The organism is Arthrobacter sp. ISL-69, from assembly GCF_018613775.1.
Lineage (GTDB): Bacteria > Actinomycetota > Actinomycetes > Actinomycetales > Micrococcaceae > Arthrobacter.
The window spans coordinates 25,421-36,487 of the sequence record NZ_JAGGPO010000023.1 but is presented as its reverse complement, the minus strand read 5'-3'; the positions used below and the strand labels follow the sequence as shown (position 1 = coordinate 36,487).

At 66.7% G+C, this 11,067-nt stretch carries 9 protein-coding genes; 7 read left to right on the top strand and 2 right to left on the bottom strand.

Annotated features, from left to right (window positions below):
• Window positions 1–66 precede the first annotated feature (66 nt).
• The 5 genes from J7I79_RS24280 to J7I79_RS17030 all read left to right on the top strand — a co-directional run bounded on the left by J7I79_RS24280 (window position 67) and on the right by J7I79_RS17030 (window position 6,947).
• Window positions 67–663 (top strand): acyltransferase, encoded by a 597-nt coding sequence (locus tag J7I79_RS24280; RefSeq protein WP_251042934.1) that lies wholly within the window; start codon window positions 67–69, stop codon window positions 661–663.
• Window positions 664–672: 9 nt separating this feature from the next.
• On the top strand, window positions 673–3,288 hold the full coding sequence (locus tag J7I79_RS17045) for a WecB/TagA/CpsF family glycosyltransferase (protein ID WP_214955194.1): 2,616 nt from the start codon (window positions 673–675) through the stop codon (window positions 3,286–3,288).
• Complete coding sequence (locus tag J7I79_RS17040) at window positions 3,288–4,652, top strand: O-antigen ligase (RefSeq protein ID WP_214955192.1); 1,365 nt, start codon at window positions 3,288–3,290, stop codon at window positions 4,650–4,652. The genes J7I79_RS17045 and J7I79_RS17040 overlap by 1 nt, the downstream gene beginning before the upstream one ends.
• A gap of 9 nt (window positions 4,653–4,661) precedes the next feature.
• Window positions 4,662–5,489 (top strand): Wzz/FepE/Etk N-terminal domain-containing protein, encoded by an 828-nt coding sequence (locus tag J7I79_RS17035; RefSeq protein WP_214955190.1) that lies wholly within the window; start codon window positions 4,662–4,664, stop codon window positions 5,487–5,489.
• Between the two features lie 282 nt (window positions 5,490–5,771).
• A complete protein-coding gene (locus tag J7I79_RS17030) occupies window positions 5,772–6,947 on the top strand; it encodes a DegT/DnrJ/EryC1/StrS family aminotransferase (RefSeq protein WP_311380600.1) in 1,176 nt (391 codons plus the stop codon).
• A gap of 30 nt (window positions 6,948–6,977) precedes the next feature.
• On the opposite strand, the gene mscL is transcribed toward J7I79_RS17030, so the two are convergent.
• Window positions 6,978–7,478: a large conductance mechanosensitive channel protein MscL gene (gene mscL / locus J7I79_RS17025; protein WP_251042927.1), complete on the bottom strand. Its 501-nt coding sequence runs from the start codon at window positions 7,476–7,478 to the stop codon at window positions 6,978–6,980.
• A 193-nt stretch (window positions 7,479–7,671) separates the two neighbouring features.
• On the opposite strand from mscL, the gene J7I79_RS17020 reads away from it, so the two are divergent.
• Complete coding sequence (locus tag J7I79_RS17020) at window positions 7,672–8,748, top strand: FUSC family protein (protein WP_214955308.1); 1,077 nt, start codon at window positions 7,672–7,674, stop codon at window positions 8,746–8,748.
• An 18-nt stretch (window positions 8,749–8,766) separates the two neighbouring features.
• On the opposite strand, the gene J7I79_RS17015 is transcribed toward J7I79_RS17020, so the two are convergent.
• Window positions 8,767–9,999 carry an aromatic acid/H+ symport family MFS transporter gene (locus tag J7I79_RS17015; RefSeq protein ID WP_251042926.1) on the bottom strand — a complete coding sequence of 411 codons (1,233 nt, stop codon included), beginning with the start codon at window positions 9,997–9,999 and terminating at the stop codon, window positions 8,767–8,769.
• Between the two features lie 196 nt (window positions 10,000–10,195).
• On the opposite strand from J7I79_RS17015, the gene J7I79_RS17010 reads away from it, so the two are divergent.
• Window positions 10,196–10,963 (top strand): IclR family transcriptional regulator, encoded by a 768-nt coding sequence (locus J7I79_RS17010; protein ID WP_214955186.1) that lies wholly within the window; start codon window positions 10,196–10,198, stop codon window positions 10,961–10,963.
• Window positions 10,964–11,067: the final 104 nt, after the last annotated feature.

The following is an 11,067-nucleotide window of genomic DNA, read 5'->3' as shown; positions in this document are numbered from 1 at the left end:
CGCCGGCGGCACAGCCAAATACCAAAACCGCCGGTGTCCGGCGACAGCATCCCTGGGAGGAACGACATGATTACCATCGCAGCCACGGCCGACGTGGCAGAGTCCGCCAGCATCGGAGAAGGATCGCGGATCTGGCATTTGGCGCAGATCAGGGAAGACGCCGCCTTGGGCAGCAACTGCAACATCGGGCGCGGAGCCTACGTTGGGCCGGCCGTCCTGCTGGGCAACAACTGCAAAGTCCAAAACTACGCCCTGGTCTACGAACCGGCCCGGTTGTCCGACGGCGTCTTCATTGGCCCAGCGGCGGTGCTCACCAACGACCTCCATCCGCGAGCCATCACCCCTGACGGAACACTCAAGGGTTCCGAAGACTGGGTGGCCGTGGGCGTGACCGTCGGGAAGGGCGCCTCCGTCGGTGCACGGGCGGTGTGCATCGCGCCCGTCACCATCGGCGAGTGGGCCACGGTGGCGGCCGGCGCCGTCGTGACCCGGGATGTCCCGGCCTATGCCGTGGTGGCCGGCGTGCCGGCACGGCAAATGGGCTGGGTGGGTGAGGCTGGCCATCCGCTCAAGCAGGACGACGGCGGCAGCTGGCTCTGCCCCGTCACGGGGCGCCGTTACTTCGAAACCAAGGGCCAGCTCGCGCCCGCCGAAAAATACTGAGGACGCGACGTGGAAAACCTGGACGCCGACAAAGTCATCCTGGGGGGCACCCCCGTTGATCTGATGGATCCCGGGCCGGCCCTGGAGCTCATCCTGGCCCGGGCCGGACGGCCGGGCCTGAAGCCCCTCGGCGTTGCCTCCGTCAATCTGGACCACCTGCACCACTTCGGTGCCGGCGGCCGATGGGAAGGCACACTGCACGCAGACCCTGCCAGCACGGTTGAGTGGCTCTATCTGCTCGACGGTGCGCCGCTGGTGTCGCAATCCCAACGGCTCACCGGGCATCGCTGGCCGCGGCTGGCGGGAAGCGACCTCGCCTCGCCACTGCTGGACCGCGCCGAGCAGTTGGGACTCCGGGTGGGTTTCCTAGGCGGTTCACCGGAGAACCAGCAGCTTCTGGCCCAAAAAATTGCCGTTGAGCATCCGCGCCTCCAGGTCGCCGGAATGTGGTCACCGGACCGGGAAGAACTGGCCTCCGCCCGCGACTCGGAGCGGATCGCGGCAGACATTGCGGCCGCGGGCACCCAGATCCTCTACGTAGGACTTGGCAAGCCACGGCAGGAGCTCTGGATCGACCACTACGCCGCCCTGACCGGCGCCGCCGTGCTGCTCGCCTTCGGTGCAGCGGTGGACTTCCTGGCCGGTAGGGTGCACCGCGCACCGCAATGGGCCAGCGACCACGGGCTGGAATGGGGCTACCGCCTGGCCCTGGAACCCAAACGGCTCGCCAGCCGCTACCTGATTGACGGCCCGCCGGCGTACCTGAAGCTGCGGACCGCGTCGTGCACCATACCTCACCCCCGGCTGGAGTCCGTGCCGTCGGCCGATCCCGCACCGCGGACTCCGGGCCGCTTCACCGGACCCGACGGCGCCGCGGATGCCGCCGTCGTCGTTGTCACCTACAACAGTGCCCACGGTGTGGGGCCACTGCTGGAGAGCCTGCGGGAGGAGACAGCGGACCTCACCCTGCGCGTGCTGGTGGCGGACAATTCCTCCACCGACGGCACCCTGGCCAAGGTGCGCAGCGCCCACCCGGACGTCATCGCCTTCGCCACCGGGGGCAACCTGGGATACTCCGGCGGCATCAATGCCGCCATGCGACGGGCCGGCGACACCGCCACCGTGGTGGTGCTCAACCCGGACGTCACGGTGGAACGCGGAAGCCTGAAAACCATGATGCACCGCCTGCGTTCCTCCCGTGCCGGGGCAGTCGTTCCCCGGCTCCTGGATGAAAGCGGCACAACGAGTCCGTCCCTGTACCGCGAGCCGAGCCTTGCCAATGCAGTGGGAGACGCGCTGGTGGGACGTCGTTTCCCCAACCGGTCCGGCTGGCTGGCCGGCACCGACTACAACCCGGAGAGCTACGCCCACCCGCACACCGTGCACTGGGCAACCGGCGCGGCGCTGATGGTCCGACGCAGCCTGGCCGACGCCTTGGCGTGGGACGAGTCCTACTTCCTCTACTCAGAGGAGGTGGACTTCTTCCGCGGCCTGCGGACGATGGGTGAGACCATCTGGTACGAACCTGCCGCCGTCATGATTCACGCGGGTGCCGGTTCGGGCACCTCACCACAGCTCAACGCCCTCCTGGCCGTGAACCGTGTGCGGTACTTCCGCAAATACCATTCATCGGTCTACGCCAAGGTTTTCCACGGCGCGGTGGTCCTGTCCGAGGTGCTGCGCTGCTGGAAGCCGGACCGCAGGGGAGTGCTGCGGACAGTCCTGGACGAAGGCAGCTGGACCGCCCTGCCGGGGGCCACCAGGGACCCCGATCCTGCTTTCTTCCCGGCCGGTTCGGTGATCGTCCCGGCGCACAACGAGGCCAGCGTGATCGCCCGGACGCTCGCCCCCCTTGCTCCGCTCGCCGCGGCCGGGCAGATCGAAGTGATTGTGGTCTGCAACGGTTGCGCGGACGACACCGCCGCGATCGCCCGCGGCTTTGAAGGAGTGACGGTCCTGGAAATCGGGCGGCCCTCCAAATCGGCCGCCCTCAACGCCGGCGATGCGGCTGCCACGAAGTGGCCCAGGCTTTATCTGGACGCCGACGTGCAGATCAGCCCGCATGCGGTGCGGGACGTGTTGACCGCGCTCGGAACCGGCGGACCGCTGGCCGCGCGCCCGGCCGTGCAGTTCGACCTTCAGGACGCCCATCCGCTGATCCACTCCTACTACCGCACACGGCTGCGCCTGCCCTCTGCACGGAACCGGCTGTGGGCCGGGGGCGTCTATGGCCTGTCGGAGCAGGGGCGCAAGCGGTTCAAGGAGTTCCCGAACCTCACAGCGGATGACCTGTTCGTGGACCGGCTTTTCGAGCCGGCGGAAAAAGCCGTCCTCGACGTCGATCCCGTGGTGATCCGCCCGCCCCGGACGCCCAGGGACCAGCTGGCAGTACTGCACCGCGTGTACCGAGGCAATGCCGAGCAGAACGGCGATGCCGGCCAGCACAGCACCGCCCGTCAGACCTTCGGCGAAGTGCTGCGCTCTGTTCGTGGGCCGCTCTCCGCTGTCCATGCCGCGGTCTATTTGGGATTCGCGGTTGCCGGCCGGCAGGGGGCGGCGGGATCGGGGACGTGGGAACGGGATGACAGCAGCCGTGCGCCGGCACGGGAAGGAACAGCGGGCTGATGAACAACACCGGCCTCGCTGTGGCAGAGGGGATGACGAACAACGGGCCACCGTGGCTGCTCAAGGCAACCATGTTCTCGGTCATGTTCTTCCCGCCGTATATGGTGCTGGCACCGGTCGGGGCCAGCGGCAGCCTGCCGCAGATACTGGCGTTGGGCCTTTTCGGGCTCTGGGCCGCCTCGTCGGTGCTCGCGCTGCACGATCCGGTGATATTCCGGCATCCTGGACGGGCCGCCGTCCTGCTGCTGCTCCTGGCGTCCTGCCTCAGCTATGCACACCTCTTTGCCGGCCTCAGCGGGGCCAGCACCATCGAGGGCCGTGCCGCGGCGGACCGCTGGATGCTCCTGATATTCGCAGCCGCCGGAATTGCCTTCGTGACCACCGAATCCGTCCGAAACCTCAAGGACGCCATGGCCGTTGTCCGGTGCGTCCTTGCGGGCGGCGCGGCATGCTGCATCATTGCCATCATTCAATTCACCACACACACGAACCCGATGGAGTGGTTCAAAGTGCTCATGGTCGGATTCGCCGAAAATGGAGACTTCGATGCCTTCCAGGCGCGCGGAGCACTGTTGAGGGTTGCCGGGACCACGCTGCACCCCATCGAACTCGGCGTGGTCACAGCCATGCTGCTCCCGCTATCCATCTGGCGGGCGCTGTACGACCCAACGGGCCGCAAAAAGCTCCACTGGGTGGTGGTGGGCCTGTTCGTGCTGGCCAACACCATGACCGTTTCCCGGTCGGGGTTGTTGGGCCTCGTCATCGCCATCGTGATCACGGTGCCCTTCCTGCCCAGGCTCGCCAAACAATGGGCCGCCGTGATTGTGCCAGTGGGTACGGCCGGACTGTTCGTTGGCGTGCCGGGCCTGATCTCCACACTGTTTAATTCCGCCACAGCGGGCAGCTCGGACGCATCCATTACATACCGCACGGAGGACTACCCCCTGGCCTTGCGCCTGGTCGCCGACCGCCCGTGGTTCGGCACCGGACCCGGAACGTGGATACCCACCCAGGCATTGGACATCTTCGATAACGAGTACCTGCTGGTGTCCGTGACCATGGGGGTCATCGGGCTGATCGCCATGATCGCGTACCTGGCCGTTCCTGCCCTTGCAGCGTTGGCCGCGGCTAGGCATGCCAAGGACAACGAGCTGCGTCTGCTGGCGGCGTCCGCAGCCGCTGCCGGCCTGATCGCCACCGTGTCGTCGGGAACCTTCGACTCTATGTCGTTCCCGGTTTTTGCATTGATCTATCCATTTTTCATAGGTCTGTCAGGTGCCACCTGGCTGATGGTTAAGAATCAACTGGACCCCGCCCGGAATGCCCCTTCGCGGGCAGAAGCCGGCAAGGTCCCCTGGGGGTAGGAAGAAGCCATGGATCCGATATCTGTTATTAAGACGCTCTGGCGGCACAAGTGGGTGGCGATGCCTGTGGTTGTGCTGACAATCGCTGCCTGCGTCTACGTCATGTTCTTTGCCGGGCGGAGCTATCAGGCGAGCATGACCTATGCCCTGATCACTCCCAAGGTGCCCACGGCCATGGAGCTGGAGACCAGCCCTCAGCTGGCCAAGGTCAACGGTGACAACCCGTACCTCCGGAGCCCGGACAACACCCTGTTATCCCAAGTGCTGATCACCAAGCTGGGGGCCCAGGAAACGGCGGAGGCCCTTCAGGAACAGGGCCTGGGCGCCGAATACACGGTGGCCCAGGCGAGTACCTTCGGCTCGGGCATGCTCCTGGAGATATCGGCGTCGGGAGCGTCTCCCCAGCAGGCTGTGGACACGGCCGTGGCTCTGGGAAAGCGGCTCACCACCACCCTGCACGACGTGCAGAAAATCAACGGCGCTGACGAAAGCTATCTCTATTCCGCGCTCGCTGTGGACGGGCCGGGCCAGGCGGAGGAGATGTTCTCGAGCCGGCTGAGGACGTTGATCATTGTGGCCGTTGGCGGTGTGGTGCTGGTCTTCGGAGCAGTCTCCATCGCCCGTTCCCTCGAGCTGGCCAGGGCCGGCCGGCGGGCGAAGGAAAAGCCCGCAAGGCACGCCGGAAATCCCGAAACGGAGGCGCGTCAACTGCCTGAAGTCCAGGCAGGCCAGACCCGCCGACGGGAACGGGCGGATAGCGGGGGGGCGGACGTCGACCTTGGGCTGCTGGGCAGGTCCCACCGGATCCCTGTACCGGACAGGGAGTACCGGACCTGATCCGCGCACGCCGGCAATCTTTTCCGGGCATGTCGGCCTGATCCGCGCATGCCCGGCCCGCCCCGGCCCCGTGCAGGTAATGCAGGGGTGTTCCGCGGCGAGCAATCCGAGTACCGCCGCGGTGCCCGGGCAGGATCACGATTCCCAAGCGGGTATTCCGTGCCTCAACAGCGGTGTCCTGCGGGGAAAATGCGCGTACAAAACTCTCGTGACGGGGCAGAAGGACGGCGCGTTGAATGGAAGGTGCATAACTAATGCCGTTTTGAGGAGCGGGAGGTTCCAGTGACCATCAGCGAAGACCATACGGTCAGTCACATCGGCGTCATGAGGCCGTGGCTCGGACCGGAGGAGGCGGATGCCGTTGTTCAGGTGCTCGCTTCCGGCCGGATGGCGCAAGGGCCACGCGTCGGGCAGTTCGAGGAGGCCTTCGGCTCCGCGCAGCAGGCATCCTACGCCGTCGCAGTGTCCAGCGGCACCGCGGCGCTCCTTCTGGCGCTGAGGGTCGCCGGGGTTGCACCGCAGGACGACGTCGTCCTGCCCTCGTTCTCCTCCGTGGCGACTGCCAACGCCGTCAGCCATCTGGGGGCCAGGACCGTCTTTGCCGACGTCGAGGCGGGCACCGGCAATGTGTCCGGCAGGACAATCGAGGCTGCCCTGACACCGGCCACCCGGGCTGTGATCGTTGTGGACCAGGGCGGCGTGCCGGTCGACCTTGAGCCGATCCGGGACCTGTGCGACCCGCTGGGCGTCACGGTCATCGAGGATGCTGCCTGCGGCGTGGGTTCCACGTACCAGGGCCGTCCGGTGGGAGCCGGCGCCGAACTGACCGCATGGTCCTTCGACTCATATGAGGTCCTGACCACCGGGGAAGGCGGCATGCTGACCACCGGAAGCGACACCTGGGCAAGCCGTGCCCGGCAGCTGCGTGATGGCGCCGCGACCGAGCCCGGATTCGAATACCGCATGACCGAGCTGCAGGCCGCCATCGGCCAGGTTCAGCTGGGCCGGCTGCAGGAAGCCGTTGCCCACCGCAGGGAAATCGTCGCCAGCTACCAGATGGCCCTCGGCCGGATTGAGGGGCTGCGCTTCATCAAGGACCCCGCCTACGGCACCAGCAACTTCCAGTCCTTCTGGCTTGAAGTGCTGCCGTCGTTCGCCCTGCCTCGGAACGAGCTGTTGGAACGGCTGTCGCGCGACGGTATCTCGGCCGGCGCCGGGATCATGGCGGTCCACCGGCAGCCGGAATATCGGGGCCGGGATTACGGCTCGGCGGATCTGTCGGTGACCGAACGCCTGGCGGACAAAACAGTGGTCCTGCCGGTCTACCACCAGCTGACTCCGGGCGAACAGTCCCGGGTGCTGCGCTCCGTCAGGCTCGCGGCAGCAGGGATCCCAGTGACCGTGCGGCGCGGCAAATGGAACGGCGGGTTCCGGCGGGGGGAGGCGGCCAGCGCCTGACCCGCCGGGACGTCAGCCCCCGCCTGGACGTCAGCGTGAGCGCTCGGATCCGTTCGCGGCGGTGCCGGTTCCGGCGGCCGTTCCGGTCGAGGCACGGCTGACGCCGGCGGTGATGAGTTCCTTGTCGCTGCTCGCGACCTGGGTCAGCAGGTCCCGGATCTCGGCCAGGAGTGCGGTGTCCGCGGGGATGGGCTCTTCCTCCGGTTCCGCCGTTGCCAACCGGCTCTTCACCAGCGAGTTGATCTTGTTCATGGGCGCCACGAAGATGAAATACACCACTGCCGCGGTAATGAGGAATGTCACGAAGGCTGTGAGGACCCCGCCGATGTTCACGAAGGTCTTATCATTACCGGGCCAGATGGGGAACCCGAGACCTTCGGTCTGGACACCGCCGGCCGCGGCGATGATCGGGTTCACTATGTTGGTGGTGAAGGCGCCAACCAGCGCCGTAAACGCGGTGCCGACGACGACGGCGATGGATAGTTCGATCACGTTGCCGCGAAGGATGAAATCCTTGAATCCTTTAAGCATGGGGTCCTCCGGTAGTGCGTTTCGGTCTGTGATTTAACCGATAGACAATACCAGTCCGCCGGCCTGCAGTGCGTTCTGCTGAGTAGGTGGCTGCCCCTTTGGCGCCGGTGCCGTCCGGCCGCGGGCGTAGGATTTGGAATGGACGCCAACGCTGCCGCCGTCAGACTGGCACCGTTGGAAAGGCGTGACCCACGTGAAGCTGTTCGCCGAGATGTTCACGATTGCCCCCGGCAACAAGGACCATCACGTCGCGATCCGGTGCGCCGTGGGCGTCTTCATTCCGCTGATCATCCTGGTCCTGATTGACCGGATGGACCTGGCGATCTTTGCTTCCTTTGGGGCCTTCACCGGAATCTACGGGCGCGGGGAGCTGCACCGCAAGCGGCTCTTCATCCAGGTGCGGGCCGGGTCCCTCATGCTGCTGGTGATCCTGCTGGCCACGTTGTCGGCCCGGGCGGGGCAGGCGCTTGGCCTGTCGGACACCGCGGGCACCTGGACGCAGGTGGCGGCCACCACCGTGGTCGCCGGGGCGTGTTCGCTCGTGATCGCCTGGTGGCGGCACCGCCCTGCCGGTTCGTTGTTCCATATCTTCGCCTTCGCGGCCATCGCCTCGATTCCGCACCAGCCGCCGCTATGGCAGTGCATGCTTGCCTCGGTCGTGACCACGGTGTTCTGCCTGCTGATCGGAATTTCGTCCCGCGTGGTTCGGAGCCGGCGCACGCCGTGGGCCATGCCTGAGCCTGCCCGGCTGACGCCCGATGAAAAGCGGGCAGCGCGGCTCGAGGCCGTGGGCTACCTGGTGGCTGCGGGACTGGCCGGGACGCTGGCCACCGTGGTGGGCCAGTGGCTGGGGTTCGGCCACAATTACTGGGCCATGGTGGCCGCCGTCGTTCCGTTGGTCGGCCGCACCACCCGTCACCGCGTGGCCCGCGGCATCCAGAGAATCATCGGAACCGTCCTGGGCCTGATCCTGCTGGCGGGAGTCCTCCTGCTGAACCCTGCCCCGTGGCAGACGGTCCTGGTGATTGCCGTCTGCCAGTTCGGCGCCGAAATGTTCATCGCGCGGCAATACGTGCTGGCACAGGTGTTCGTCACGCCGCTGGCGCTGAGTTCCACGCTGTTGGCGGCGCCCGCCGTCCCGGAAGTGCTGCTGCGGGACAGGATCGTCGAGACGGTCATTGGCGCCGCCGTCGGCATCGCCGTTGTGGTCACCCCCGCCGTCTGGCGGCGCCTACGGGCCGGGAGCCGCGCGCAGCGCGTGGCCGCCTGAGAGATTCCACGGCGGGCGCTAGGAAGGCCCGACGGCGGTCCGCTTGCCGGCCGCTGCGGTGACCGCCTGCGGCACCAGGACGAGGGCCGCCACCGCGAGGACGGCTGCCGCCGCGAACACGTAGAAACCCCAGGGGTAGGCGATTCCGGCGGCCACCAGCGTACCCGTCACTGCCGGGCCCAGGATGGCGCCGAGACGCCCGACGCCGGCCGCGAAGCCCAGTGCGGTGCCGCGCAGCCTTGCCGGGAACAGTTGGCTCACCCAGGCGTAGACCAGCACCTGGGAGCTGAACACGAACACCCCGGTCACGAAGACGGCAGCGTTCAGGAGCAGTTCGTTCTGAATCTTCACGCTGAGCGCGGCGAGGAAGACGGCGGAGAGCGCGAACCAGAGAAGCACAATCTTCTTGGTTCCGTGCTTGTCTGCCAGGATGCCGGCCACCACCAGGCCAGCGACTGCGCCCACGTTCAGGACGAGCAAGAGGGAAAGGCCTGCGTTCAGCGTGTAGCCGGCGGACGACATGAGCTGCGGCAGCCAGGTGTTCAGCCCGTAGACCAGCAGCAGGCCCATGAACGAGGCGACGGCAACACCGGCAGCCACGAGGGGGTAGGGCTTCCTGCCGAGGTCCCGAAAGCTGGCACGCTCTTCCACGGCGGGCGCAGCTTCCTTCGCCGCTTGCCCGGCGGTGGGCTTCGTCGCGTCCGGCTTGGAGGCGGCCGGCAAGGTAATGACCGCGGGCAGCGTCTCCGGCAGCTTGAACCAAAGGAACGGAACCAGGACGAAGCCGGCAATGCCGCCAACGACGAACATGATGCGCCAGTCCGGAATGACCATCAGTGCCAGGAACGCGGTGGCCACGGCGCCGGCGTGATAGCCGGTCATGGTCCGGGTGGTCGACTTGCCGGCTGATCCTGCAGGGGCGTAGTCGTTCATGTAGGCCAACGCGGCGGGCAGGCAGGCGCCAAGTCCAAGGCCGGCCAGCAGCCTGAAGATGCTGAAGACAGCCACGTTGGGCGCAAAGACCACGGCAATTGTGAAAATGGAGAACCAGGTAACGCAGGCAACCAGCAGGTTCCGCCGGCCGAAGCGGTCAGAGAGCGGCGCAATGAACAGGGCCCCAAGTCCTACGCCCACCAGCGAGATCGTTGCGGCGAAGGTGGCACCGACGGCGTCGAAGCCAAGGTCCTGCGTTTTGATGAGGGTGGGAATGACGGTTCCAAGCACCACCAGGTCGAATCCGTCCAGGACCATGGCTAACCAGCAAAGCCAGACAGGCCAGCGTGATTTGTCTTCCAACGACGTCGTTGACATTTGCTACCTCAGCGTTGATTGCTTACCGGTTGATTCTCCGTGGCACCGGCCGGGACCGAAGGTTCCCTACCCTGAGATTTGTACCACTGCGCGGTGTTATGTGGGACACTTCAAACCATTCAATGGAAGGGGAAGTGTGGCCAACTCGGGCTCCGGCGACTCAGTGGTGGACCGCGTGGTCCGCGTTATTGCCGCGTTTCCGGAGGGCGTCAACGTCCTGCCGCTGTCGGAACTTGCCGCCCGCGCCGGGCTGCCGCTCACCACTGCCCACCGGCTGGTCCGGCAGCTGGCCGGGCACGGCCTGCTGGATGTCGGCTCCGCCGGCTCGGTGCAGCTGGGGCTTCGCCTGTGGGAGCTGGTCAACCGTAATTCCCCCACCCTGGAACTCCGCCAGGCCGCCATGCCATTCATGGAGGACATCCAGCAGGTCCTGAACCAGAATGTGAACCTTGCGGTGCTGGACGGCTGGGAGGCGCTCTTTGTGGAGCGGCTGTCCCGGCGCGGATCGGTGGCCAACCGTGCGCAGGTTGCCGGACGCATGCCGGTGCATGTTTCCTCCGCCGGGCTGGTTCTGATGGCCAACCAGGCACACGCCGTCCAAGCGGAATACCTGGACGGTTTCACGGATCCCGCCGGCCGCCTGACGGTTGCTGAACTGCGTGTCCAGCTCGGGGAAGCAGCCCACCAGGGCTATGCCCAGCTGGCCGGCGTGGTGGATCCGGACACCTGGGGCATCGCCGTCCCCGTGATGGACCGCAGGAAGCGGACGGTGGCCGCCCTCGGCGTCGTGGTTCCCCTGCGGGAGGTGCGCCTGCAGGCGCTGGTGCCCGCGTTGCAGACCGCCGCCCGGGGGATCGGGCGCCGCCTGGGCGAATCCCAAAACGCTGCCGAGGGGCGGGACTAAACCGCTAATTCCATTCAACGGAATCCCTGTAACGCGGATCACGTACCGGGGCGCACACTGTTAGCCAGACGATCCAACAGGCCCCCGGACCCTACCGCCGGGGC